The 24906-nt window shown below is 57.3% G+C and carries 22 protein-coding genes; 5 read left to right on the plus strand and 17 right to left on the minus strand.

The genetic code is table 11. The features are described 5' to 3' along the window. The first annotated feature begins 135 nt into the window (after window positions 1–135). The 4 genes from J3U88_RS15360 (at window position 136) to J3U88_RS15375 (ending at window position 8454) form a co-directional block, all read left to right on the plus strand. Complete coding sequence (locus J3U88_RS15360; RefSeq protein ID WP_207859753.1) at window positions 136–1431, plus strand: TolC family protein; 1296 nt, start codon at window positions 136–138, stop codon at window positions 1429–1431. Next, window positions 1428–3347, plus strand: coding sequence for an efflux RND transporter periplasmic adaptor subunit (locus J3U88_RS15365; RefSeq protein WP_207859754.1), 1920 nt, complete (start codon window positions 1428–1430; stop codon window positions 3345–3347). The genes J3U88_RS15360 and J3U88_RS15365 overlap by 4 nt, the downstream gene beginning before the upstream one ends. Further along, window positions 3337–7254, plus strand: coding sequence for an efflux RND transporter permease subunit (locus tag J3U88_RS15370; protein WP_207859755.1), 3918 nt, complete (start codon window positions 3337–3339; stop codon window positions 7252–7254). The genes J3U88_RS15365 and J3U88_RS15370 overlap by 11 nt, the downstream gene beginning before the upstream one ends. 69 nt (window positions 7255–7323) lie before the next feature. Further along, on the plus strand, window positions 7324–8454 hold the full coding sequence (locus J3U88_RS15375) for a M14 family metallopeptidase (RefSeq protein ID WP_207859756.1): 1131 nt from the start codon (window positions 7324–7326) through the stop codon (window positions 8452–8454). A gap of 50 nt (window positions 8455–8504) precedes the next feature. On the opposite strand, the gene J3U88_RS15380 is transcribed toward J3U88_RS15375, so the two are convergent. The 17 genes from J3U88_RS15380 to J3U88_RS35025 form a co-directional block, all read right to left on the minus strand. Continuing rightward, complete coding sequence (locus J3U88_RS15380) at window positions 8505–9449, minus strand: hypothetical protein (protein ID WP_207859757.1); 945 nt, start codon at window positions 9447–9449, stop codon at window positions 8505–8507. Next, the gene (locus J3U88_RS15385) at window positions 9442–10548 is read right to left on the minus strand and encodes an AAA family ATPase (RefSeq protein ID WP_207859758.1); all 1107 of its coding nucleotides are present in this window, start codon (window positions 10546–10548) and stop codon (window positions 9442–9444) included. Before J3U88_RS15385 ends, J3U88_RS15380 begins: the two co-directional genes overlap by 8 nt. After that, entirely contained in the window at window positions 10545–11720 is a 1176-nt protein-coding gene (locus J3U88_RS15390; RefSeq protein ID WP_207859759.1) for a DUF262 domain-containing protein, read from the minus strand. The genes J3U88_RS15385 and J3U88_RS15390 overlap by 4 nt, the downstream gene beginning before the upstream one ends. Before the next feature lie 347 nt (window positions 11721–12067). After that, window positions 12068–13009 (minus strand): transposase, encoded by a 942-nt coding sequence (locus J3U88_RS15395; protein ID WP_207859760.1) that lies wholly within the window; start codon window positions 13007–13009, stop codon window positions 12068–12070. 812 nt (window positions 13010–13821) lie between these two features. Beyond that, on the minus strand, window positions 13822–14274 hold the full coding sequence (locus J3U88_RS15400) for a hypothetical protein (protein WP_207859761.1): 453 nt from the start codon (window positions 14272–14274) through the stop codon (window positions 13822–13824). Between the two features lie 212 nt (window positions 14275–14486). Next, window positions 14487–14888 carry a methylmalonyl-CoA epimerase gene (gene mce, locus J3U88_RS15405; RefSeq protein ID WP_207859762.1) on the minus strand — a complete coding sequence of 134 codons (402 nt, stop codon included), beginning with the start codon at window positions 14886–14888 and terminating at the stop codon, window positions 14487–14489. 19 nt (window positions 14889–14907) lie between these two features. Then, window positions 14908–15828 (minus strand): bifunctional 5,10-methylenetetrahydrofolate dehydrogenase/5,10-methenyltetrahydrofolate cyclohydrolase, encoded by a 921-nt coding sequence (locus J3U88_RS15410; RefSeq protein WP_207859763.1) that lies wholly within the window; start codon window positions 15826–15828, stop codon window positions 14908–14910. 81 nt (window positions 15829–15909) lie between these two features. Further along, on the minus strand, window positions 15910–16974 hold the full coding sequence (locus J3U88_RS15415) for a vWA domain-containing protein (RefSeq protein WP_207859764.1): 1065 nt from the start codon (window positions 16972–16974) through the stop codon (window positions 15910–15912). A 67-nt stretch (window positions 16975–17041) separates the two neighbouring features. Beyond that, on the minus strand, window positions 17042–17401 hold the full coding sequence (gene rplS, locus J3U88_RS15420) for a 50S ribosomal protein L19 (protein ID WP_243435966.1): 360 nt from the start codon (window positions 17399–17401) through the stop codon (window positions 17042–17044). Window positions 17402–17405: 4 nt separating this feature from the next. Further along, complete coding sequence (locus tag J3U88_RS15425) at window positions 17406–17999, minus strand: RNA methyltransferase (RefSeq protein WP_207859765.1); 594 nt, start codon at window positions 17997–17999, stop codon at window positions 17406–17408. Further along, on the minus strand, window positions 17996–18745 hold the full coding sequence (trmD, locus tag J3U88_RS15430; protein ID WP_207859782.1) for a tRNA (guanosine(37)-N1)-methyltransferase TrmD: 750 nt from the start codon (window positions 18743–18745) through the stop codon (window positions 17996–17998). The genes J3U88_RS15425 and trmD overlap by 4 nt, the downstream gene beginning before the upstream one ends. A gap of 7 nt (window positions 18746–18752) precedes the next feature. Then, complete coding sequence (rimM, locus tag J3U88_RS15435; RefSeq protein ID WP_207859788.1) at window positions 18753–19331, minus strand: ribosome maturation factor RimM; 579 nt, start codon at window positions 19329–19331, stop codon at window positions 18753–18755. Between the two features lie 177 nt (window positions 19332–19508). After that, complete coding sequence (locus J3U88_RS15440; protein ID WP_207859789.1) at window positions 19509–19739, minus strand: KH domain-containing protein; 231 nt, start codon at window positions 19737–19739, stop codon at window positions 19509–19511. 121 nt (window positions 19740–19860) lie between these two features. Then, the gene (gene rpsP, locus J3U88_RS15445) at window positions 19861–20109 is read right to left on the minus strand and encodes a 30S ribosomal protein S16 (RefSeq protein ID WP_207859791.1); all 249 of its coding nucleotides are present in this window, start codon (window positions 20107–20109) and stop codon (window positions 19861–19863) included. 122 nt (window positions 20110–20231) lie between these two features. After that, complete coding sequence (gene ffh / locus J3U88_RS15450) at window positions 20232–21809, minus strand: signal recognition particle protein (RefSeq protein ID WP_207859793.1); 1578 nt, start codon at window positions 21807–21809, stop codon at window positions 20232–20234. Window positions 21810–22018: 209 nt separating this feature from the next. Then, entirely contained in the window at window positions 22019–22852 is an 834-nt protein-coding gene (gene queF / locus J3U88_RS15455; RefSeq protein WP_207859795.1) for a hypothetical protein, read from the minus strand. Between the two features lie 53 nt (window positions 22853–22905). Further along, window positions 22906–23847, minus strand: coding sequence for a rhomboid family intramembrane serine protease (locus J3U88_RS35025; RefSeq protein ID WP_207859797.1), 942 nt, complete (start codon window positions 23845–23847; stop codon window positions 22906–22908). A gap of 259 nt (window positions 23848–24106) precedes the next feature. Here J3U88_RS35025 and J3U88_RS15465 point away from each other — a divergent pair, with 259 nt between their 5' ends. Next, window positions 24107–24898 carry an MOSC domain-containing protein gene (locus J3U88_RS15465; protein WP_207859798.1) on the plus strand — a complete coding sequence of 264 codons (792 nt, stop codon included), beginning with the start codon at window positions 24107–24109 and terminating at the stop codon, window positions 24896–24898. Window positions 24899–24906: the final 8 nt, after the last annotated feature.

The raw sequence follows: 24906 nt of genomic DNA on the forward strand, positions 1-24906 counted from the left end.
AACCCATCGCACGTGCCCGCACACGCGAACGCCGTCCCGGTGTTCCCTCACGTGACCGGTGTGTTTTTCCAAAACACGCCATACACACGCTTTAGGTTGTGATGCAACGGAAAAGCGTGTTTGAAGGAAGGAACCATGAAGTCTTTTTTGTGGCTGTCGTGGCTGGTTTTTGCGGCGGCTCCAGCGGCGGCTCTGCCGCCCGCGGGTCCGCCCGCCGACCTAGCGCCTTATTTTGCCGAGATGCGCCAAAACCATCCGGCCTACCGTGCCGCCGACCTGCGTTACCAGGCGGCGCTTGCCGCGGTGCCCGCCGCGACCGCGTTACCCGATCCGCAAGTGTCGCTCGGCATTTTTGTGGAAGAAGTACAGACCCGTGTCGGGCCGCAAAAGCAGCGCCTCGGCGTTCGCCAGGGGTTGCCCTGGCCGGGTAAACGTGCGCTGGCCGGGGAGGTCGCCGCCGCCGAGGCCGAGGTGTTGGCGGCGCGGCGGGAAGGCGTCGCCCGCGATTTAGAGAAACAGTTCAAACAAGCCTTTGCCGGCTATTTCTATTTGGGTCGTGCCGTCGCAATTACCGCGGAGCATTTGGCGTTGCTCGAAGATTTGGAGCGGGTGGTGACGGATCGCTACGAAACCAGCGCCGCCCATTACAACGACTTAATTCGCATCCAGATGGAAATCGAGCAGTTGGGTGAGCGTTTGGCGAGCCAAAAGGCCGCCGCCCAACCGGTTCGCGCCCAGCTCAACACCTTGTTGGGGCGCCCGCTGGACGCCCCATTCGCCTTCCCACCGGCTTTACCGGCGGTGGCATCGCTTCCCGAATTGAAGGGAACAGACGCGCGCGCGGTTATTGCCCAACACCATCCCGACCTGCAGGTGTTGGCCGCGCATCAGGCCAAAAATCGAACCAAGGTCGCCTTGGCTGATCTTCAACGGCGTCCCGATTTTCATGTCGGCCTCGATTGGATCAACACCGGCGAAGCCGTCATGCCGAATACGCGGGGCAGTGGTGTCGATCCGGTTTTGCTGAGTGTTGGGGTGAACCTGCCGCTGTGGCGCAAAAAGAACCGCGCCGCGGTGGATCGTGCGCGCTTCACGCTGGAAGCGGTTGAATCCCAACAGCGCGATGTCGGTACCCGGGCCGAAAGCCTTTTGCAGCAAGCCTTGTTTCAGCGCGACGATGCCGAACGCAAAATGGATCTGTTTGGCGAACGGTTGGTGCCCAAGGCGCGCGAGAGCTTGGCCGTCATCACCAGCGATTTTCAAACCGGTGCCGGCAGTTATCTGGATTTGATTGAGGCTGAACAAGATTTGCTGACCTTTTTGCTGGCCTACCACGAAGCGGAACAACGGCGTTTCCAAGCTGTTGCCGACATTGAATACCTACTTGGCGGCGCGCCCGCCGCCCCGGCGAATCAAGGAGGGACCGAATGAGCGCAAGACTGAAACGACAAATGGCATGGTTCGCGGCGGTACCCTTCGTTCTGACGTTGATGCTGACAGGCTGCGCCGGCGAAAAACCGGCGGACGCCGCCTCGACCGAAGCCGGAACCGCCGTGCAAAACGAAATTTGGACCTGTTCGATGCATCCCAGCATTCGTCAACCCGAACCCGGTTTGTGTCCCGTTTGTAACATGGACCTGATTCCCGCCGACCAGGACGGCGACGGCCCTTGGAGCCTCACGCTCTCACCCGCGGCGCAACGTTTGGCCGAGGTGGAAACCGCGCCGGTCGTGCGCAAGGTGGTCGCCCACGAGGTGGCCATGGTGGGCAAGGTCGCCTTCGACGAAAAACGGGTCAGCGATATCACCGCCTGGGTGTCGGGCCGCATCGACCGCTTGTTTGTCGACTTTACCGGCATCACCGTGCGCGAGGGCGACCACATGGTCGAACTCTACAGTCCCGAATTGGTGACCGCGCAACAGGAGCTGCGTCAGGCCAAACGATCCGTTGACAGCGGTCCCGCTTCGTTGCGGGCGGCGAGCAAGCGGCGTCTGAACGCTGCGCGAAAGAAGCTGGATCTGTTGGGTTTGGCCTCGCATCAAATCGACGCCATCGAGAAACGCGGTCAAGCGAGCGACACCCTTACCATCGAGGCGCCCATGTCCGGGGTTGTCATCAAACGCCACCTTAACGAGGGTGCCTACGTCCAGACCGGGTCACCGATTTATACCGTGGCCGATTTGTCGCGGGTGTGGATTGTGCTCGATGTTTACGAATCGGAATTGGCCTGGCTGCGTTATGGGCAGAAGGTGGAATTTGAGGTCGGGGCTTATCCCGGCGAGGTCCATGAGGGCAAAATTGTGTTCATCGATCCCGTGCTCGATCCGCGCACCCACACCGTCAAGGTCCGCCTGGATGTGGCCAACCCGGACGGCCGCCTCAAGCCCGACATGTTCGTGTCGGCCCGGGCCTACGCCAAAATCAGCGCCTCGGGGCAAACCATGGACGAGAGTTTGGCCGGCAAATGGGTTTGCCCGATGCACCCCGAGGTGATCAAGGACGGGCCCGCCGCCTGCGATGTGTGCGGGATGGACATCGTGCCCGCCGAACGGCTCGGCTTCGTCGCCGGACAGCCGCGCGAGGTTCCGCTGGTGATTCCCCGTTCCGCGCCCTTGATTACCGGTCAGCGGGCCGTGGTTTACGTTGCCGATGTGGAGACGCCGGGTCGTTATACCGGCCGCGAAATCGTGCTCGGCCCGGAAACGCCGGATCACTACGTGGTGCTGTCCGGTTTGGCCGAAGGGGAGCGGGTCGTGGTCAACGGCGCGTTCAAAATCGACAGCGAACTCCAGATTCGCGCCAAAAGCAGCATGATGTATGCGCCCGCGGCCGATCCGACGCCCGCCGCGCGGGCCCAAAAACTGGACGTTGCACCCACCTTTCGAGCCGCCCTCACCCCGCTTTACCAAGCCTATTTTGACGTGCAAACCGCGCTGAGCTTGGATGATTTCGCCACGGCGCAACAAGCGCTGCGCGCCCTCGACACGGCTTGGAAAGCGCTGGACACGGGGGCCCTCGATGCGCGGGCCATGCTGACCTGGCAACGCCTCAACGTGGCCGAGGTGATCCAACGCCCCGCCGCCGCCGGTGACATCGCCACCTTGCGCGAGGCCTTTGAACCCTTGAGCACCGCCATGTACCACGTTGCGAGCAAGTTCGGTTTTAGCGATGAACTTTCCATTTATCGCTACCATTGCCCGATGGCCTTCGACAACCGCGGCGCCGACTGGTTGCAGCGGGAAACCGGCACCGCCAACCCCTATTACGGTTCGATGATGTTCGCCTGCGGTTCGCAAAAAGAAGACCTGCGCGCGGAAGCCGCGGAGGGGGCGACCCATGCCCACTAATCCCGAACCCAAAACCTTGTTGGAAAAACTGGTCTGGTTCTGTCTTCACAACCCCTTGGTGGTGCTGCTGTTGTTCGGCGTCGCCGCCGTGTGGGGGGTGTTGGTGGCGCCCTTCGATTGGAAATTGGGTGACCTGCCGCGCGATCCGGTGCCGGTGGACGCCATCCCCGATATCGGCGAAAACCAGCAAATCGTGTTCACCCGCTGGCCGGGGCGTTCGCCACAGGACATGGAGGACCAGGTTGGTTATCCGCTGACCAGCGCGCTGTTGGGCTTGCCAGGGGTGCGCGGCGTGCGCAGCTACGCCTATTTCGGGTTTTCCACCGTGTACGTGATTTTTGAAGACGACCTCGACTTTTACTGGTCGCGGTCGCGGATTTTGGAAAAACTCAACAGTTTACCCGCGGGCACCTTGCCGCCCAACGTGCAGCCGACGCTGGGGCCGGACGCCACCGCCTTGGGCCAGATCTTCTGGTACACCTTGGAAGGGCGCGACGCGCAAGGCAGGCCCACCGGCGGTTGGGATTTGCACGAATTGCGCAGTATTCAGGATTGGTACGTGCGTTACGGACTTTCGGCCGCTTCCGGCGTGGCCGAGGTGGCCTCGGTCGGCGGTTACGTTCGTGAATATCAGGTCGATGTGGATCCCGAAAAGCTGCGCTACCACCAGGTATCGCTAAACGAGGTGTTCCAAGCGGTGCAGATGTCGAACCAGGATGTTGGTGCACGGAACCTGGAGATCAACCAGGTTGAGTACTTCATTCGCGGTTTGGGTTTTGTGAAATCCCTGGAGGATTTGGCCTATGCCGTGGTGAAAACCGTCGACAGCGTGCCGATTTACGTAAAAGACGTGGCCCACGTCCACATGGGGCCCGCCCAGCGTCGCGGCGTGCTCGACAAAGCCGGGGCCGAGGCCGTCGGCGGCGTGGTAGTGGTGCGGTTCGGCGAGAACCCGCTGGAGGTGATCGACAACGTCAAACGGCAAATCGACCAATTGGCGCCGGGTCTGCCCAAAAAAACCTTGGCCGACGGGACCGTGAGCCAGGTGACCATTGTGCCGTTTTATGATCGGTCGCAACTGATTGACGAGACCTTGGGGACCTTGAAAACCGCGCTTTCCCATGAAATTCTGATCACCGTGATGGTCATTTTGGTGATGTTAATGAACCTGCGCAGTTCCTTGCTGGTCTCGGGTTTGCTGCCGATTGCCGTGTTGCTGACCTTCATCGCCATGAAACGCTTTGGCGTTGACGCCAATATTGTGGCCTTGTCCGGGATTGCCATCGCCATTGGGACCATGGTCGACATGGGCATTGTGATGGTGGAAAACATTGTGGAACGCCTGGAACGGGCGCCCGATCAACCTGTTGCTGAAGTGATTTTCGAGGCGACCCGCGAGGTGGGCGGCGCGGTGACGACCGCCGTGGCGACCACCGTGATTAGTTTCCTGCCGATTTTCACCATGGAAGCGGCCGAGGGTAAATTGTTTCGTCCCTTGGCTTTCACCAAAACCTTTGCTTTGTTGGCCTCGATTTTGGTGTCGCTGACCTTGATTCCCACCGTCGCGCGGGTGCTGTTTCGCCGCAAAACCGCCGCGCCCACCATACGTTGGGTTCGGGTGGTTGTCACCTTGGTGTTCGGTGTTTTTGCCTTCGGTCACGGTGAGCGGATGATCGGCGTGTTGGTGGTGATCGCGGCGTTGCTCGATGCCGTGCAGCCGTACCTCGCCGCCCCACATCGTCCTTGGGCGGGCAGAGGCATTAATTTCGTCGCGGTGTCGGCCGTGGCCGTGTTGCTTACCGACGAATGGTTGCCCTTGGGGCCCGCGGTGGGGTTTGCCACCAATTTCGGATTCGTGACCCTTATGATTGGCACCATTTTGGGCGGCTTTTTGGGTGTGCAACACCTTTACCCGCGCTTGCTCGGTTTGGCGCTGCGGTTTCGCGCCCTGTTCTTGGTGGTGCCCGCGTGTTTCACGCTTTGGGGATTATTGATTTGGGTCGGCCTAAAACCGCTGCTGCTTCCGTTGCCGGGGGCTTGGCGCGACGCGGCCTGGGTCCAAGCCGGGGAACGTTGGTTTCCCGGTCTTGGCAAAGAGTTCATGCCGCCCTTGGACGAGGGGTCGTTTCTTTTTATGCCGACCACCTCGGTGCATGCCTCCATCGGTGAAGCGCGGGACCAGTTGCAGAAGCAGAATATTGCGTTTGATATGATCCCCGAGGTTGCCTTGGCCGTTGGCAAATTGGGCCGTGCCGAAACGCCGCTGGACCCGGCGCCGGTTTCGATGATCGAAACCGTGATTAACTATCACCCCGAGTACCTAACGGATACCTCCGGCGAGCGACAAACCTTTGCCTTCGATGCGGGCGAAACCGACTGGTTCCGCGATCAAGCGGGGCAAAAGGTTCCCGCGGGCGATGGTTTGCCTTACCAAGTGAAAGGTCGCTACCACCGCGACGAGCAGGGCCGTTTGGTCCCCGATCCCGGCGGTATGCCGTTCCGCATGTGGCGCCCCGCGCTTGACCCCGACTTAAATCCGGGACGCGCGGCCTGGCCGGGGATTCATTCGAGCGACGACATTTGGGCCGAAATTGTCCACCACGGTCGCGTGCCGGGTGCGACCTCGGCGCCCAACCTGCAACCGATTGAAGCGCGGCTGGTGATGTTGCAGAGCGGCATGCGCGCGCCGATGGGCATCAAAATCAAAGGACCCGATCTCGCAACCATCGAAGCGTTCGGCTTGGAATTGGAACGCTTGTTACCCAAGGTTGAGGGTGTGTCGCCCCATACCGTGATTGCCGACCGCATTATCGGCAAACCCTACCTGGAGTTCCATCTGGATCGCCGGGCCATGGCGCGTTACGGCGTGCGTTTGGCCGAGGTACAGCAAGTGATTGAGGTCGCCATCGGCGGGCGACAGATCACGACGACGGTTGAAGGCCGCGAGCGTTACCCGGTCCGGGTGCGTTACCAGCGGGAGCTGCGTGATTCATTGCATAAGTTGGAACGCGTGTTGGTGCCGACCCCTTCCGGGGCGCACATCCCGCTGTCGCAGCTCTCGGATTTACGCTACGAGCGCGGGCCGCAAGTGATCAAAAGCGAGGATACCTTCCTCGTGAGTTACGTGATCTTCGACAAACAGAAAGGCCATGCCGAGGTGGATGTGGTGGAACGGGTGCAGGCCGCCCTGGATGCCGAAATCGCCGCGGGTCGCCTTGTCGTTCCCGCCGGGGTGAAAATGGAATTCGCGGGCAACTACCAAAACCAACAACGTGCAAGCGCGCGTTTGGCCCTGGTGTTGCCGCTCGCGTTGATTATCATTTTCTTGTTGTTGTACCTTAACTTCCGTTCCGTCTTCATCAGTCTGTTGATTTTCTCGGCAATCGCCGTGGCCTGTGCCGGCGGGTTCATTCTTATTTGGTTGTATGCTCAGCCGTGGTTCTTCAATATGAACCTCGTCGGGGTGAACCTGCGCGATATGCTCGACATTGGCCCGATGAACCTTAGCGTGGCCGTGTGGGTCGGGTTTCTCGCGCTGTTCGGCATCGCCTCGGACGACGGTGTCTTGATGTCGACCTATTTGGTGCAGACCTTCCGCGAGCGCAAGCCGGGCAACGTCCAAGCCGTGCGTGCCGCCGTGGTGCATGCCGCCACCCGGCGCATTCGCCCCGCGCTCATGACCACCGCGACCACCATCATCGCGCTGATTCCCGTCATGACCTCGACCGGGCGTGGCGCCGATATCATGAAACCCATGGCGATACCTACCTTTGGCGGGATGTTGATCGCCGTGGTGACCGTGTTCGTTGTACCCGTGTGTTTCTGTATGTGGCAGGAGGGGCTTTTGTCCGAAACGGAAGCGCCCACCGGTTCGGCGGATGAGCCTGCCGCGGATCAGGTACAATAACCCGTGAAGGATCCAGTTGGTCGGCCCGCTCGGGGGAGTGGGCCGGTCGGCTACAAAAGGAAGGTATGGATGCACATTAACAGTGTCTTTGACGGCGGCAATATCGAATGCATTTCGGCCCGTGAGGCCGGCGATATTCAGTTGGCAATTCGCCGCGACAATGAATCCGATTTTTATCAGTGGTTTTATTTTCGTTTAACCGGTGCCATGGACCAGGCCTGTAAGTTGAACATTGTCAATGCCGGCGATGCCGCTTACCCCGACGGCTTTAACGGCTACCAGGCCGTGGCTTCCTATGATCGCGAGCATTGGTTCCGTGTCGAAACCACCTTTGATGGTTCCGCGCTGACCATCAACCACACACCCTTGGCCGACAGTGTCTATTACGCGTACTTCGCGCCCTATACCATGGAGCGCCATTTCGATTTGGTTCACGACGCCTTGGCTTCGCCGCTGGTGGATTCGGTTTGCTTGGGCCAGACCCTGGACGGCCAAGATTTGGATCTGTTGCGTGTCGGTTTTCCCGGCGAAAACAAACGCAAGTTTTGGTTTATCGCGCGCCAGCATCCGGGCGAAACCATGGCCGAGTGGTGGATGGAAGGCTTTTTGGACCGGCTGCTCGATGAGGATGATCCGGTCAGCCGTGAATTGCTCAAACGCGCCGTATTTTACGTGGTGCCGAACATGAACCCGGACGGCAGCCGTCGCGGTCATCTTCGTACCAACGCCGTCGGCGCCAACCTCAACCGCGAGTGGATTGGGGCGACCATGGCGCGTAGCCCGGAAGTGTACTTGGTTCGGGAATTGATGAAAGAGGTCGGTGTCGACTTTTTCCTCGATGTCCACGGTGATGAAGCCTTGCCTTACAATTTCATCGCGGGTGCCGAGGGGACCGCTTCATGGAACGATGCTAAGGAAACGCGCCAGAAAAATTTCGAAAAAGCGTTGATGGAAGCCAGCCCCGATTTCCAAATGGAGCATGGCTACGAACGCGACGCCCCCAAAAGCGCGAACTTGGCCAAGGCGACGGATTACGTCGCGGAAACCTTCGGCTGTTTGTCGATGACCTTGGAGATGCCGTTCAAAGATACCATCGATTCGCCCAACGACATCGAGGGCTGGTCACCGGAGCGCAGCCGCCAACTGGGTCGCGCCAACCTGACCGCGTTGTACAGCATGCGGGATCAACTCGACGTCTAACGCCCGCGTCCCGCGAAACGCCAACAGGCCTCGGGTGAGCCGAGGCCTGTTCAGGTTGGGAGATGGTCGCAGATGATACCGATCACGATTTTGCCTGTTTCCGCTTGGGGGATGCTGAAGTAGATGCGATCCGTGTGGGGTTTGATTTTCGAATGCCATTCGCATTCGATTTCTTTGTCGGGCTGATGGTCGAGGGTTACCAAACGCGCCGCCATCGCCTTTTTGTTTTTGTGGGTGTTGGGGCTTTCCGGGCTGATGGTGACCTTGCTCCGCAGGAAAAAGGCGTCGATGATGGTTTCGCGGTCGCCCTTGCTCTCGCGATGACAGGTGGCGAAATGATCGTTGATCGCGGCCAAATGTTCTACCAAGTCGGGCAGGCTGTTTTCGAAGGACTGGCTCAGCGTTTTGGTTTGTTTGGTGGCGCGCTCGTGGATGATGAGGTTGGGGAACAGGATCGGGCACGCCTGCCAAAAAGCCTCGGGCGTTGGGGATTCTCTGACGGCCAACTCGCGCATGAAGGCGAGGTAGTCGGGGTGCGCGTTCATCAGCCAGAGGTGCCCGGTTTCGTCGTCGTCCTCGGCGGGCAACCGGCCCGGCTCGAACCTGGCCATCAGTTGGGCGGCGATTTTGTAGCGGGCTGCGGCGTTTTCCTGAAAGGCGTAGGTCAAGCCGTGGCTTTCCACCAGGGTGTCTTTGATGGACAGCACTTCGCGTTCGTTCTCAAAGCTGTGCCCTTTGCTGAGTAGGATTTGAAAACGCCGTAAGGTGTCGCGCTCGGCCGACGACTGGTTCCTGGAGGGGTAAAGCAACTGGAGCAGGGGCACCCCGTCGCGGGTCAACATCGAAAAAACGGCGGAGGAATACAAGAGCCGGCTTTTTGAATGGGCAAAGATGGACTCCAGCACCTCTAGAAAGGCGGCGAGGGGCGCGGTTTGCAGGCGGGCCTCGCCGTCAAGCAGGCTGGTTTCGTCCAGCACCACCCGGTCGTTAGCCATGGATTTGGGTCCTAAACAGATGGTTGAGGTCTTTTTCGGTTTGGTCGAAAAAGCCGTCCGGCCATTCGGACAATTCGCCTTTGGCATTGATGTCAATGGTGATCGGGTGGGTTTCCGCGTTGGCCATGGTCAGGAAATGGAAGATGACTTGGTCGTGGGCAATGGGGGCCTTGGCGCCGGCGACGGAGAGGCGGATGCCGTTGAGCAGGTGGTCGCTGTGGGTTTCCACAAAAACCTGGGCCCCGGAAGCGGCCAGGTGCGCTAAGAAATAGCCCATGCGGCTTTGGGCGCGGGGGTGAAGGTGGGCCTCGGGGTTTTGCACGATCAGCACCGTTCCCGGCTGGGTCAACATACCCGCGACCACGATGGGCAGGGTGTAGCAGATGCCGAAACCGGCGTTGGCGGGTTGAATCCATTCGGAATCCACGCCGGCGTGTTTGAGGCTCAGGCGCACGCGATCAGTGCCGGGAATAAGGTCGCTTTGAAATTCGATTTTGGGCACGAATTCGCCCATCCAGTGTTCGACCTGGTGTTTGAGCCAGCGGTCGCCGCGGCTTCGCAAGGCCTCGGGATGGCACAGCGATTCGCGCACGGTGGCGCGTTCATTGATGGCCAGCAGGTAGGGTGCGAATTCACCGCGAAAGCCGACGCCGAGTTGTTCCAGCGGTTTGGACTCAACCCGGTAGGAGGCGCGTGGGCCGTGGCGCTCCGAATCGAGAAAGAAAAAATCGCCGAACAGGCGTTGGTCCGGGTTGGGCGCCTCGGGTTTTTGGGTGACGGTTAGGAAGGGGTTCTCGGGTTCGGCGGCGTCAAAGACCCAGCTGAAGCAATGTCCGTCGCGGGTGGCGGAAAAGGTGATGTCGGTGGTGGCGGCTTTGGCGCACAAGGCGTCTTGGCATTGGCCCAGACTGAGGCCTTCCAGCTCGGACAGGGGCAGATAATCGGTTTGGTGTTTCTCCAGCCAGTTCATCATCATCAGTGATTGCAGCAGGGAGCTTTTGCCGGCGCTGTTGGTGCCGGACAACACGGTGAGCGGTTTGGTGACAAACTCTGCCTTGCGAATGCTTTTGAAATGTTCGATGGCGATCTGTTCAATCATGAGGTGACCGCCGCGTTAACCAAGTCGCGGCATTGCTGGAAGCGCGCGATGATGTTGGCCGCGGTGTTGGTCTCCTGGGTGATCAGGGCCTCAAACGCGGCGCCGGGGGTGGTTGCTTCGCGGAAACGGGCAAGGATGCGTGCTTGGGCGGGACCTAAGTCGGCCGCGTCGTGGTCGGACAAGACGACGGCGAGGCAATCGAACAATGGCTTGTTCAGCGGCTTTAGGTCGTCACTTTCCAAGGGGTATTTGCGGAAGGCGTGTGCGCCGAAAATTTCGGCGGCGTTGACCATGGCTTTTTTGAAGGCGACCTCTAAATCGGCGAGGTCCGTTTCCTTCAGCCGGTTTGGGTCGTCCAGGGCTTTGGTGAACTGGTTGAGCTGATCTTCGAAGGGTTCGGCGGCGGTTTCCTCGTGGGGCGGGTTGGTTTTGAAAAAGCAAAAACGCAGCACCAGTTCGAGGTCGGCCATGCGGGTGGTGGCGATGTCGCCGGCGGCGCGTTTGAATTCGGGCAGATCGGCGAGTTTTTGGAGGAAGGATCGCGAGCGGTTTTTGCTCAGGCCGTAGCGCAGTTCTTGCGCGTTTAAGGCAGTGCCCAGGGTGTTGATGCGCGAAAAGATTTCCATTTTGATGGGTTCGGGGGTTTGCGGATCAATCAGGTTTACCACGAGTTGGGTTTGCTTGATACGCCGTTTCCATTTCTGCGCTAGGGCGTCGTGGTTTTGTTGGTCGAGGTTCTTTAGGTATTTGAGGTGCCGGCCGCAAAGGTGAAAGCTGTCGCCGTATGTGGGATCGGTCGCGCCTTTGACGAATTGGTAAATGGTGGAAAGCCGTTGGAATCCGTCCAGCACATGCAGTTTGCCTTCAAGATCACCGAAAAAGTAGAACGCGGGCAGGGGAATGCGCAGGAGCAGTGATTCGATGAGCAGGTTCTTTTGGGCCTCGGTCCAAACCCGGCGCCTTTGAAAATCAGGGGCTAGGTCGAGATCTTTGCTTTCGATCAGCTCGAGGGTTTGGCCGAGCGAAAAAACCTTGTTTTCGACGCGGATTTTCTCGGGATTGTATGCGCGGGGCGCGCCGTGGGCGGCGGATTCCTCGACGGCTTCAAACCCACTGGGACGACCGTCGACAAATTGTTCTTTGATGGGTGGTGGGTGGGGCGTGTCTGCCATGTAAAGGGTGCTCCCGGCGAGGTGAAATCGATGGGTGCCATTTTACACGATCCTCGCTGGGACTGGGCGGGCGGGTGGCAAAAAGGAAAAAGCCACCTACAAGGGGACAGGCAAGAAAAAGCGTTTGATTCAAAAGGAGATACGGGTGGTTCAGTTTTTTCATGGCACATGGGAGCAGTGGAGGCATGACTTAAGGGTGTTAACCGCCAGACAATTTTTAGGGAAGAACACGTATACGTGCATTTTTTCCGATGCCAATTGGGGTAGTCGCCTGTGAGGTGACGCACCTCGGGCATTAAACCAAGAGGGTTTGTTTTAAATAGCTTTATTTGTTTTGGTTGTATGTTTTAGCTTTTTTGTTGCGTTTGATCTCCAGGATCGAAACGCCTTCGTTTTACCGCCTCTTGGCGGACTTTGGTAATCTTTTGTGCTTTGGTTTGTTCGAGCAGGGCAATCTGGTTTTGGAAGGCTTCCGAACCAAATGCTTGGTTTGACCAATTTTCAGGTGCCCTGGACGCGAATTGCTGTCGCCATTCTTCCAGCTCGGCCTCAGCAATGGGCAATTCGCACGATTCGATGTCTAAATCGGGATCAAAAGGTGAACCATGCAGCCGGTCTGCTAATTCATCCACAAATTTGAGGTAGTTTCGTGCGCGGCTTTTGCCGGTGACTCTTCTGAGGAAATCGAACGCTGGGAAGTTTACCGCCCCGCCACGAGCAAGTCTGAGCTTGAGGCGGCCTGCTGAGCACCATGGGTAAGTCGACGGCTTTTTGCACAAGCCTGCTTTCACAGGATTGTGCTCGATGTAGCACATGACTTTTAACAGACCGGTCTCTTCTTCAATGACCTTGCTGTTGTATCTGGCTCCCCACAGATGGCCTGATGTCTCTCGAGCCTTGTTGAACGCGATTGCGGTTCGGAAATTTACGGATTTCATGAATTCGGAAAGGTCCGTAAAGCGTTTATAGCAGGCATTTACCAGTTCTGGTTGCCACCGCCTTTTGTTTACATTGATCTCCTGGAGACGTTCAAATCGGAGCTTGAGGTCTTCAGGATCTTTCGGCGGTTTTTGTACCTCAACGCAAAGATGGTAATGGTTATCCATGATCACCCAGGCGAGAATGTTCACGTAAAAAACGGAGACCGCTTCTTGGAAGATGTCCAGCATAACTTGCTTGAAACCTGGAACATGGACATCGTCCAAATACATTTCTTGTTGCGCGGTTCGGTTCATCACATGGTAATAAGCAATGGGTTGTTCAAGTTTTACGCGGGGACGTCGACTCATGCCGCACCTCCCCTGATTGAAAAACCAGCTGGATACCAGTTTTGTTTGCCAAGCCTTGGGATATACCTCGTTTCCAGGCTAAAAAGATTCCGACCGACGATAGAGACCTTTTTGGACTGACAGGTGGGGACTGCCACATCAAAGGTACGCAGGTTGGAAACGCCAAGGAACCGGTTACCGTGTTCTTGAGCTAACTTAGGTCGGGTGTTCTGAAAAAATCCCTTTATCGAATCTCCCCAGATAAACCCGTGTCGGTGGTGCGTATTTTTGCGCACAGAGTTGTTTTTCATGATCCTCGTTGCGAGGTCTGGCAAGGTTTGGCGAGGTTGATTCTATCAAGGGTGAAAAATAATGAGGAGTTTTTTTTAGCAGCTTGGTTTTTTTATCCTGTGTCATGAGGTGAAGAAGGTGACAGGCAGGAAAAAGTGCTTGGCTTTAATAGGGATATAGTAAACAAGATGAAGAGTATCGGTTAAGCATACCGTTGTTGCGCTTTTCTTTTCTCAGAGGTGGGTCTCTGGAGGCTGGAGAGAAAACGTGATGGTAAAGAAGTGCGGCAAAACTAGCTAGGGGAGTGGTAAGGTGATAAATAACAGCTGTTTTGCTAAGCCTGTCCCCCTTTTGGAATCGAGTTGGCGGTGCCGCGTACGCAATCAAAAAGGCGTTTTTCTGTTCTTTACACACGAAATGAAAAGGCCTCGGATTGACCCGAGGCCTTTTCATTTCAACATTGGGTTTCGCGGAAGCGGGCGACCCGGTCGGCTAGCGAAGCGGGCGACCCGGTCGGCTAGCGAAGCGGGCGACCCGGTCGGCTAGCGGAAGCGGGCCACGATTGCCCCTTCGGTGGGGGCCTCGGGGTCGATGCCCTGTTGCTTTAGGCTGCGGCGGTAGGCGCGAATCGATACCTGCGCGCGGTTTTTGGGCAGGCCCGAACGGTACTTGCGCGCTTGCACAAAAAAGTAAGCGCCGCGGTCCGGGGTCACCTTGAAGGAGTCGAACTCCGGTCCAAACACGTAGGAGATACTGTTGACGTTGAAGTTATGGGTGCCTTCCGGCAAGCCTTCAATCGTCAGTACGCGGTTGTTACCGCTGTATTTCACCGGGATTTCCTTGCCGTTGATTTTCAAGGTCATCACGTACTTGACCTGGGTCGAGAATTCCAACACCAGGGTGTTGCCGGGAACGGTTTCGTTCTCGACATCAAAGTATTTGTGGCATCCGCTCAAGCTGAGCACGAACAGGGTGAGCAAAAAACCCCGAATCATGGATGCGGTTGCTTGGGGAGACTGCCGAAGCGTATCAATTGGGAACATATAGGATCGGCCTCATTCATCATGTTGTCAACGTTGGCGACCGACAAACCGTCGGCCGTCGCCGTCGCTGCAGCGGCGACGGATCACCAGGAGCGAAGCCCGGAAACGCACCATTCTGGCACATTCGCCCCTGATGGCCCACACATTTACGCGAAAAGCCGGAATTAATCGGGCTTTCGCTCCAAAAGTTCCAACAAAACACCTTGGGTGGCCTTCGGGTGTACAAAAGCCACGCGGTGACCGCCCGCGCCAATCACCGGCGTTTCGTTAACCAAGCGCACGCCTTTGGCTTTGTAATCGGCCAGGGCCGCCTCGATATCATCGACCTCCACGCACAGGTGGTGGATACCGGGACCGCGTTTGTCCAAAAACTTGGCAATCGGCGAGGCCGGGTCGGTGGCTTCCAGCAGCTCCACGTGGGATTCGCCCAATTCAAAGAAAGCGGTGCGCACCTTCTGCTCGGGAACTTCTTCAATGTGGTCGAATTCGAAACCCAAATCTTGGTACTGCTGCACCGCGCTGTCCAACTCGGGTACGGCAATGCCGATGTGATCGATTTTTTTCACGGGGACCTCCTCCGAAACCTTAGGTCGACGGGTTTTGCAGTTCCGCGGCCACCACGCAGTTCACCATCAAGTGGGCGATGGTTAAGCGACCGATGCCGCCGGGAACCGGGGTGACCAACTCGGCGGTTTCCAGGCAGGAAAAATAATTCACGTCGCCGTAAAGCACGCGACCTTTCTCCCGAAACGACTTCATTTTTTTGCTTTCGGAAGGAATCAACTTACGCGCCTGTTCGCTGTCGGTGATTTCGTTAATACCGACATCGACCACGAGCGCACCTGGTTTTAACCAAGCGGCGTCAACCAAGCCGGGGCGACCCACGGCGGCGACCACAATATCGGCCTGACGACAAAGGTCGGCAGGGTTTTGGGTGCGGCTGTGGATGATGCTCACGGTGCAGTTCTCTTTGAGCAATAGCTGTGCCATGGGTTTGCCGACAATGTTGGAGCGGCCGATCACGACGGCGTGTTTGCCACTCAGGCCGTGGCCTGAATCGCGCAGCAGGGCGATCACGCCCATCGGCGTACAGGGGAACAGGCCGGGCTCACCCAGGGACAAACGCCCGACGTTGACGGGGTGGAACCCGTCGACGTCTTTATCGGGGTTAATCGCCGCGATAATGCGGCTCTCGTCGACTTGTTTGGGCAATGGCAATTGCACCAAAATGCCGTGCACGGCGTTGTCGCCGTTCAGTTCGTCGACCACCGACAGCAGGCTGTCCGTATCGGTGTCGGCTTCTAATTTGTGAAAGGTGGACTTAATACCCAGGCTTTCACAGGTGCGGATTTTGTTACTGACGTAGACTTTACTGGCGGGATCTTCGCCCACCAGAACCACCGCGAGGTGGGGTTCCACACCGCGTTCATTCAGCGCGGTGACCTTTTCTTTGGCTTGGGCCAGAAGGTTTTCGCCGGTGGCTTTGCAGGACCAACGTTTACCCATAAATCGATTCCTCCGTCAAATAGGCGCCCATTGTAGCACGGGCGGAATAAGGACTATTTGGCGCGTCACGAAACGGCTCCGCTAGGGCGTTTGCCAGCGGGGATACCAAACGCGACCCGCCAGACCGTTTAAGGTCAGGGGAAAGCTAACTTCGGGAACAATTAATTGAATTTGATTGTCGAGGCGTTGTTGTAGGACCTGCCAGGGGCGTTCTTGCAGCGACAGCTCGAAACCGCCTGTGCGCCGCGTTAACCGCGTCATTTTACCGAAAATTTTGCCGGTTGCGTTGAACCAGACCAAGCTTGTGCCCGCGCTACGGATAAAGGTGGCGGCGGTGTTGCGGTCGTGGCGGCTGCCGTCGTCCATGGCGTCGGAGATGAGCAGGATCAGGCGGCGCGTGCTTTGGGAGAACATGCCGCTCGCGGTGGCCAGGCTGTCCCAGACCACCGATTTAGATTGGCCGCGGAAGAGGGTTTCCAGTGAACTGAGACCACGGACCGCGTCGAGGTTGAGTAGCCGCGGCTCGCCGTCGAACACGATCAGGCGTACTTGGTGACCGGCCTTGAGTTGGTGTTCGATGAAGGTTTTCATGGGCGCGGTCATGCCGGGCAATAGGTCGCGCATCGAACCGCTGATGTCGAGCACGATGACCAAGTCGAGGGGGGTCGTCGCGGCCGAAACCACTTTCTGGGGTTCGAAGCGTTGCCCGGCGAAGGTCACAAAGGGTTGCTGGTCACCGAGCGGCTTGTTGAGGAACGGCCAGATCTCAAAGGCGCGCACCTCGGTGGTGACGTCGACGCGCGGTGGTTCGTATGTGCGTTCGATTTTTTCGACGGTGCCGTCTGAAAAATGCGCCACGATTTCGATGGTGTTTTGGAACTCGGGGTTCCAGTTGATGCTGAATTGGAATGGGGCGGAACGGCGGGCGCGCACCAGCTTGCCGTTGAGGCGAATATCGACGCGACGGGGCTGCGCCTCACCAAGGGTTTCGACGAGAAAGTCCTGGGGGTTTTCCAGTGGGGTATTGGGCGCGGGTGTACGCAGGATCAAACGATCCGCGGCGGGTAGCCACCAGGTAGCCGTGAGTGCAAAAAGGACCGCAATGATGAAATGGATGCGCCGGCGGTGGGACTTCGAGGCGGTCATGATGGTTTCGCTTTCTCCGTGGGGGCATAAAAAAAGGCTTTGCTGGTGCAAAGCCTTTTTAAAGAACTTACTTGTGGAACGTGCGCTTCTCTTTAATGCGAGCAGCTTTACCGATTTTCTCACGCAGGTAGTAAAGCTTGGCACGACGAACGCGACCGCGACGGATCACTTCAATTTTGTCAATCGTAGGCGCGTAAAGCGGCAAAATACGCTCTACACCGTAACCACCGGCGGAAACCTTGCGGACGCGGAAGGTGGTACGGTTCAGCTTGCGGCTGATACCCAAAACGATGCCTTGGAAGATCTGGATCCGCTCTTTGTTACCCTCAACAATTTTGAGGTGAACTTTGACGGTGTCGCCGGGGCGCATGTCCGGGCGTTCGGTGCCTTCCATCATTTTTTTCTCAAGTGATTCAATCACTTTCATAGCGCTAGCTCCTAAATCTTGATGTGCCAGGCGAAAACAAGCGGTCGACAATAATGGCGGCGGCACACCTTACCGAGAGGTGATTGTACCCATCGTAACCGTAAATGGGCGGTAGAATCCGATCACATCGGTTGAGTTGTGGTTCGCTCAAACCCCAACTGGTCCCAAACTGAACCACGGCCGAGCGACCAGAACTTCCAATTATAGGGAAAAGCTCGCCAAAATCAAGATGCTTGTCACAGGGTTTCGCACTGGTCCCAATCAGCAGCGGTGGTTCGCCGTCGCGTTCGGTGAGCATCGCAATCAAATCGTCGAAATGGTGGTGAATGTGCAGTTGTTGTAGGGCGGCGACGCGGTCCGGGTTGTAGCTCTTGCCGAAGCCCTCGCGCCAGAAGTCGAGGATTTCGTTGCAGAGCCGGTGTTGGGCATCCATTTGGGTAATGCAGTGAAAGCCGCCGAGCCCGTAGGTTCGCGTCAAGCGGCAGAAGTCGTGCAAATCGGTTTGGGTCACGCTGGAATGAATGGTTTCACCACGGCGGCCGAGTACGTTGTCGTGGCGCAACGCGAGGTGGATGCGGCCGGGTTGGATGTCGCTCATGAGCGCTCCTTGGCGCGGTAACCCATGCTTCTCAGCAATTTGACCGCTTCTTTGTCCAGCGCCGCGGTTTCCAATAGGTCGGGGCGCAAATCGAGCGTGCGCTGAAGAGCCTGTTTTTTACGCCAAATGCGGATCTGTTCGTGGTGCCCGCTGCGCAATTCATCGGGGATCGCCTGCTCTTCAAAAACCGCGGGCCGGGTGTAATGGGGGTAATCGAGCAAGCCGTCGTAATAGCTGTCTTGTTCCACGCTTTCTTTTTTGGCGACGACGCCGGGGATTTGGCGGGAGACGGCGTCGATCATCACGGCGCAAGCCAGCTCGCCTCCAGAGATGACGAAATCACCGATGCTGTATTCGCGATCCACGTGCTGATCGATGACCCGTTGGTCCAGTCCCTCGTAACGCGATGCGATAAAAATGAGTTGGTCGTATTGGGCCAATGCGTTCACGGCTTTTTGGGTGAGTGGCGGTGCCGCGGGGGAGGGATGAATCACCAGGCGGTTTTCGGTCGCGCTCATGGCTTTCACGGCGCGAATCGCGGCTGTTGCGGGCTCGGGTTTAAACACCATGCCCACGCCGCCACCGTAGGGAATATCGTCCACTTTTTGGTGTTTGTCGGTGGTGAAGGCGCGCAGATCGTGATGGTGCAGGCTCAGTTGTTCGCCGGCCTGAGCGCGGCCCGGAATGCTGTGCGCGAGGGCGTCGGCAATGATTTGCGGAAAGATGGAAATGCAGTCGATGCGCATGGTGCCCTCATTCGTTTTTTGCTTGGTTCTCGGCTTCTTCGCCGTCGTCGCTTTCGCCGGGCAACAGGCCCGCGGGAAGGTCGACATACATGCGTTTTTCGTCGAGGTCGACGCCGGGGATCAGGGCCGCGGCAAAAGGAATCAGGAAGGTGCGATTTTGAGGATCGCGGACCTCTACCAAGTTCTGCGCGGGCATTTCGATGATGTCGACGACCTCGCCGTACAGGGTTTCATCGGCATCGTCGACGACGGTTAGCCCAATCAGATCCGCGTTAAAGAAATAATCGGGATCTTGGTTGGCGGTCCGTGCCTCTTCCTCGGTGACGTACAATTTGGTGTCACGTGCGGCCTCGACGGCGTTGCGATCTGGAAGAGCGTCTACTTTATATATAAGCTTCTCGCCCTGGAAGCGGGCTTTTTCGACCCGCCAGGTCTCCATCGCGCGGTCGCGGTAGGCGTAAATCGTTTTGCGGTCACGCAACCAATCGGGGAAATCCGATTCGAGGTACACGACGAATTCGCCGCGAATCCCCTGTGGTTTGAGAATTTTGCCCACGTTGACATAGGTTGTACCCTGGTAGTCCACGTTGAACCTGCCTTATCCCGCCGTTGCACGCGGTCAACCGGCGGCAGAAATAGAACGAGCCAGGCACCGATGCAAAGCAATGGTACCTGGCGATCTTAACCTGGTTGGCATTTCGCAAAAAAGAGACGAAAAGCCCGGCTAAAAAGAAAAGTCCCCGGAGCTTGTCAGGATCGTTGACTAGTCAGCGATTTGGACGACGTGACGGGTGCGCGTCGTGGCGCCGGCGAAACCGACGGCATGGTTCAAAGCGCGCAACAAGCGGTTGTTGCGACCGGAGAACATGCTTTTATCGGCGTCGGCAAGGTTAACCGAATAGACGATGGTGCGAACACCCTCGCTACGGCTCACCGTAACCTCGTCGGGTTGTGCAACGATCTGACGGAGGTAATCTTCGACCCAAGTCTCCATGGTGACTCCTGAAATGTGATCGGGCAAACGAAAGCGACCAAAGGGTCGCTTTAACAAGCTGGAACCAAGGTGGTAAGGGAAAAACGGAATCGGAAAAGCCCGCTCCCGTTTTCCATTCGCCTTAAGCTTCAGCTTTTTTCTGTTCTTTGCGCAGTAAACCCAAAACGGTATCGGATGGTTTGGCGCCTTTGGCAATCCAGTACTGGGCGCGTTCCATATTGATTTTGACGGGTTTACCGGGTGCTACCGGGTGGTAGAAACCCAACTCTTCAACGTGGCGAGAGCGGGGTACTTTGTCGTTTTCGGAAACAACAATGCGGTAGAAAGGGCGGTGTTTGTTGCCCACACGTTTGAGACGAATCGCTAACATGAAAATGTGCTCCTGTGATGTGCGCAAGCGTTGCTTGCAAGTTGATTAAGTTCGCTACGGCTTTAATCAGGCGTGAGTGCAAGACTGAGCCGTTGTGTTTCTGGGGGTGTCGTAATCGGTGCCTAGCGCTTGCGACCACGCTTGCGTTTGGCTTTTTCTTTTTTGCGGTCGCGCTTGGGGCGAGACGGCGGGCGGCCGGGTCCGTGACCGGGAGAAACAGGGCGGATGCCGAGTTCTTTCAAAACCTCGGGCGGGACCTTGCCGTCGTGTTCTTCAATAATTTGTTTGAGTTTTTCCTCGTCGATGTCGGCGGGAATGCCGCCGCCCGCCATACCGGGAATAACCGATTGGGCGAAGTCGCCGAAACCCGCGCGGCTAAACATTTGGGTCAGTTTGCCGAGTTTGCCGGGTTTACTCATCATGCTCATCATTTTGCGCATTTGCATGAACTGATTGAGCATGGTGTTGATTTCGTTGACCGAGGTGCCGGAACCTTTGGCGATGCGGGACTTACGACTCTGGTTAAGGATCGCGTGGTTGTTGCGTTCCTCCATGGTCATCGAGCTAATGATGGCCTGCATCTTCTTCATTTGTTTGGATTCGGCTTGGGCGTCGATCTGTTGTTTCATCTTGCCCATGCCGGGGATCAGCCCCATCAAGCTACCCAAATCACCCATTTTGGAGATTTGGTTGAGGCTTTTGCTGAAGTCGTCCAGGGTGAACTGGTTTTTCAGCATTTTTTCTTGGAGGCGTTGCGCCTCGTCTTGATCGACTTTCTTCTGAACCGTTTCGATCAAGCTCAGAACGTCGCCCATGCCCAAAATACGGGAAGCCATACGGTCGGGGTGGAAACGCTCGAACGCGTCGAGCTTCTCACCGGTACCGATGAACTTCAGCGGGCGCTCGGTAACTTTTTTGATGGAAAGCGCGGCACCACCGCGCGCGTCGCCGTCCATCTTGGTGAGGATCACGCCGGTGATGTCGAGGGCGTCGTGGAAGGCTTTGGCCGAGGTAACCGCGTCTTGACCGGTCATGGCGTCGGCGACGAACAAAATCTCGTCGGGTTCCAAGTATTCTTTGAGTTCTTTTAACTCATCCATCAATGCCATGTCGATGTGCAGCCGACCGGCGGTATCCACAATCACCACATCACGGCCGATATTGCGCGCTTCTTTCATGGCACGGCGCACAATTTCCAACGGCTTTTCGATTTCACGGGAATCGAATACCGGCATCTCAACTTGACCGGCGACGGTGATTAACTGTTCTTTTGCGGCGGGACGGTAAACGTCACAGGGTACCAGGTAGGGGTTAAACTCTTCTTCACCCAACAAGCGAGCCAACTTACCACTGCTGGTTGTTTTACCGGAACCTTGCAGACCGACCATCATAATGACGTAGGGGGGCTTGCCCTTGAATTTAATTTCCGGTGAACGACCACCCAGAATTTCGATCAACTTCTCGTGGACGACTTTTACCAACTGCTGGCCGGGATTCAGGCCGTCGGTTACTTCGGTGCCAAGCGCCTCGGCTTTGACCTCGTTGACAAACTTCTTGACGACCTTGAAGTTCACATCCGCTTCGAGTAATGCGACGCGAATTTCCTTAAGGGCCTCTTGAATATTGTCTTCGCTGATCTTGCCTTTGCCGGTGATGTTCTTAAAAGCACGTTGGAGTTTGTCGGATAAATTTTCGAACATGGGTAATTCGTCTCTTTTATGGCATTTCTGGATGGGCGGTGCGCGATCCGCCGTGGCGCCGCGCGAGGTTTGTGCCGTCAGGAGCTAAAACTGCATCTGAAGATAAGGCACAGAGCGCAAGGCTAGCGTATGTAAGAATCGATGTCAAGGCGAAAGCCGGGAGTGGGTCGTATGCTCACGAAAGCGCAACCAAACCTTTTTGGCCGGGCTTATTGGCGCCAAATCAAGCCGCGGTTAACGGTGTTGGGTCGGTGGGTAAAACGGGCCGGGTTGATGTCCCAGCCACCGCGCCGGGTGTAGTGGCAGGAGACTGCCAGCCAGTCGGGTGAAAGGGTGTTGTAGAGGTCCATAAAGATGGTTTCGCAACATGCCTCGTGAAAATCTTGGTGTTCCCGCATGGCAACCAAATAGGTCAGCAAGCTTGCCGGTTCCGGGTGTTTGGTGCCGCCGCCGGTAATTTGCACCGCGCCCCAATCGGGTTGGTTGGTGACCGGGCAGTTACTGCGCAGGAGGTGGGAGTGGAAGGCAAAGGCGCCCACACCCGTGGTTGCTTGAATCAAGCTCGCATCGTAGCCGGTCGGGCGCTGGGTGAGCGGGTAGGGGTCGAGCAATTTGCCCTCGAGCCGGCGGGTGGGGGGACGTTCTTGGGGGGCGAAAAAAGTGAGTTCGACCGTGACCCCCAGTGCCTCGTTGAGGCGGCCGCCGACCGCATCTGCAAAGGTTCGCCGTGAGGCAAAGGTTTGCTGGTTAAAGCTGTTAAAAAAGAGTTTGAGGCTTTTTGATTCGACAATACCGCGGCTTGCCGCGTCGACCACCATCTGCACATGAAAGACTTGGGGTTTGCCGGTGAGATCGAGGTAGCTCACCTCGTACCCATTCCACAAGTCGAAACCGGAAAAGGGGAGTGACGCGCCTTGAAAACGCTCGCGGCCGAATCCGCGTGGCACGATATCGAGTTCGGTATCGTCGGCGGCGGTTTCTTTGCCCAGTTTGAGTTGGCTGAGCGCGGCCTCGCGGGCATTGGATGGGGTTGATGAAGACATGATCACCTTCTTTTGGAGAAAGGATGTGTCCCAAACGCGTCGGGGGACCGAAATTAACGAAAAGCGCCCCAGAAGTCCAGGCCGACTTGGAAGAAACCAAACAGCGTTAACGCGATGAGGCTGCCCAGCACCACGCGTTCGACCCAATGGACCGAGTTGGGTTGGACCGGGGCGGTGAATAAATAGCCGAGCACGATCCCGGCCAGCATGCCGCCGATGTGGGCGAAGTTATCAATGCGGAGGATGTTAAACATCGTCAGGGCGATGCAGATGACATTGCCCCAAATCATAAACGCTTTGAGCCGGTCGGCGAATTCGCGGTAGCCGTGGCGTTTGAGGTAAACCCAGTTGGCACCGAGTAGGCCGAACAAGGCGCCGCTAAAGCCGACGGATAATGAAAACTGGTGGGTAACCAGGTAAGAACCCGCGCTCAGGACCCCGCCCGCGATGCCGGTGATCAAACAAATCAGCCAAAACCGCCGCGTTTGGAAATTGGTGTGGCTGAGGGGGCCGAGCTGGGCCAGGGCCATCATGTTCATGACGATGTGTAATCCGTCGCCGTGTAGGAACATATAAGTTGCCAGTCGCCAGTACTCGCGGCGCAGCAAGGTGTCGTCGGTGGTGTTGGCGCCCATCATGGAGAGGGCTTGCCCTACCGGTGACCACCAACTTCCCAGCGTCGCCGATTCCGTGAAACGGGAGGAGAGCAGGACCGAGAGAATATAGGCCAAGGCGCAAAAGCCGAACACCATCAGGACCGAGCCGTATTCTTCGCCGTTGTTTGCCTCGCTTTCGTTGCGGCGTTCCGGGGCGGGGGTATCGAACACCGTATTGCAATAATTGCAGGAAGCTTGGTTGACGCCGACGAAGTTTCCGCAGCTGGGGCACATGCGGATTTTGGGGCGCTCGTGCCGTTCCTCTTTTTTGAACTGCGCTTGAAACCAGTTGCGTGCTTGGTTCTTCCATTGGCGGATCATTCGTTCGAATTCATTCACGGGCGCTGTTCCTTGTGGTGCGGGTTGCCGTCGACCCGGCCGGATTTTTTACGCTGGATCGCGGTAGGGCGGCTGTTGCCGCCGAGCGAATGGTTTTTCCCATGTTAAAAGAAAAGGGCTGGTTTCGTTTACCCTTTTCCTGTTTTGTCGCCGATTTCTTTCCTGTTCCCGTGGGACCCCGTGGAAAAAAACGGGCGTTCGGCACCCCGCGGTTTTCGGTTACAATGCCTTCAATTCGAAATAGTTGGCAGGAGGAAACATGTTGCTTCGTGAGTTGTGGGTCTATCCACTGAAATCCGCGGCCGGCATCGCGGTGTCGGAGATGACGTTGGCCCCGCGCGGTCCGCTGTTTGATCGCCGTTGGATGATGGTGGACCCCGAGGGTAAGTTTTTGACTGCACGGAAGTTGCATCGTTTGCTGCTGCTCAAAACGGAAATTCGTGGAGACAGCCTGGTGTTGTCGGGGCCGGGGATGGCGCCGCTGGTTGTTCCCACTGCCGACGGTCGCGAGCGGATCCCGGTGACCATTTGGAAAGACACCGTTGACGCGGCCCTTGTCGGTGGCGAGGCCGACGCCTGGCTGAGCGCGTTTTTGGGGACGGCGGGGCGTTTGGTCGTCATGGATGAGCAGGCGCGGCGCTGCATGACGCACGACGCCGGCTTCGAACAGGACGAGGTTTCCTTCGCGGACGGCATGCCGGTCATGGTGGCAAACGAAAACTCGTTGTTGGATCTCAACGCGCGTGCCGGCGAAAACTTTTCGATGCAACGTTTTCGGCCAAACCTGGTGATCGACGGCGCCGAGCCCTTCGCCGAGGAAGGCTGGAGCGGGTTGCGCATTGGTGCCGTCACGTTTAAGGCCGTCAAGCCTTGTCGGCGCTGTGTGCTGACCACCATTGACCCTTTTACCGCCGAGCCACACCCGCGCGGTGAGCCGATGCGCACCTTGAGTGGCTATCGCAAAAAAGAAGACGGCGTGTATTTCGGCCTAAATTTGACGGCGACCAACAATGGTGTGATTCGCCGAGGTGATCCCGTAACGGTGTTGTAAATCCGTGT

Source organism: Acanthopleuribacter pedis (assembly GCF_017377855.1).
In the GTDB taxonomy this organism is placed as follows: Bacteria; Acidobacteriota; Holophagae; order Acanthopleuribacterales; family Acanthopleuribacteraceae; genus Acanthopleuribacter; species Acanthopleuribacter pedis.

What these genes read in the sequence shown, in the direction of transcription:
- J3U88_RS15360 (WP_207859753.1), top strand. Translation starts at nt 136, where the DNA reads ATGAAGTCTTTTTTGTGGCTGTCGTGGCTGGTTTTTGCGGCGGCTCCA.
- J3U88_RS15365 (WP_207859754.1), top strand. Translation starts at nt 1,428, where the DNA reads ATGAGCGCAAGACTGAAACGACAAATGGCATGGTTCGCGGCGGTACCC.
- J3U88_RS15370 (WP_207859755.1), top strand. Translation starts at nt 3,337, where the DNA reads ATGCCCACTAATCCCGAACCCAAAACCTTGTTGGAAAAACTGGTCTGG.
- J3U88_RS15375 (WP_207859756.1), top strand. Translation starts at nt 7,324, where the DNA reads ATGCACATTAACAGTGTCTTTGACGGCGGCAATATCGAATGCATTTCG.
- J3U88_RS15380 (WP_207859757.1), bottom strand. Translation starts at nt 9,449, where the DNA reads ATGGCTAACGACCGGGTGGTGCTGGACGAAACCAGCCTGCTTGACGGC.
- J3U88_RS15385 (WP_207859758.1), bottom strand. Translation starts at nt 10,548, where the DNA reads ATGATTGAACAGATCGCCATCGAACATTTCAAAAGCATTCGCAAGGCA.
- J3U88_RS15390 (WP_207859759.1), bottom strand. Translation starts at nt 11,720, where the DNA reads ATGGCAGACACGCCCCACCCACCACCCATCAAAGAACAATTTGTCGAC.
- J3U88_RS15395 (WP_207859760.1), bottom strand. Translation starts at nt 13,009, where the DNA reads ATGAGTCGACGTCCCCGCGTAAAACTTGAACAACCCATTGCTTATTAC.
- J3U88_RS15400 (WP_207859761.1), bottom strand. Translation starts at nt 14,274, where the DNA reads ATGATTCGGGGTTTTTTGCTCACCCTGTTCGTGCTCAGCTTGAGCGGA.
- J3U88_RS15410 (WP_207859763.1), bottom strand. Translation starts at nt 15,828, where the DNA reads ATGGGTAAACGTTGGTCCTGCAAAGCCACCGGCGAAAACCTTCTGGCC.
- J3U88_RS15415 (WP_207859764.1), bottom strand. Translation starts at nt 16,974, where the DNA reads ATGACCGCCTCGAAGTCCCACCGCCGGCGCATCCATTTCATCATTGCG.
- rplS (WP_243435966.1), bottom strand. Translation starts at nt 17,401, where the DNA reads ATGAAAGTGATTGAATCACTTGAGAAAAAAATGATGGAAGGCACCGAA.
- J3U88_RS15425 (WP_207859765.1), bottom strand. Translation starts at nt 17,999, where the DNA reads ATGAGCGACATCCAACCCGGCCGCATCCACCTCGCGTTGCGCCACGAC.
- trmD (WP_207859782.1), bottom strand. Translation starts at nt 18,745, where the DNA reads ATGCGCATCGACTGCATTTCCATCTTTCCGCAAATCATTGCCGACGCC.
- J3U88_RS15440 (WP_207859789.1), bottom strand. Translation starts at nt 19,739, where the DNA reads ATGGAGACTTGGGTCGAAGATTACCTCCGTCAGATCGTTGCACAACCC.
- rpsP (WP_207859791.1), bottom strand. Translation starts at nt 20,109, where the DNA reads ATGTTAGCGATTCGTCTCAAACGTGTGGGCAACAAACACCGCCCTTTC.
- ffh (WP_207859793.1), bottom strand. Translation starts at nt 21,809, where the DNA reads ATGTTCGAAAATTTATCCGACAAACTCCAACGTGCTTTTAAGAACATC.
- queF (WP_207859795.1), bottom strand. Translation starts at nt 22,852, where the DNA reads ATGTCTTCATCAACCCCATCCAATGCCCGCGAGGCCGCGCTCAGCCAA.
- J3U88_RS15465 (WP_207859798.1), top strand. Translation starts at nt 24,107, where the DNA reads ATGTTGCTTCGTGAGTTGTGGGTCTATCCACTGAAATCCGCGGCCGGC.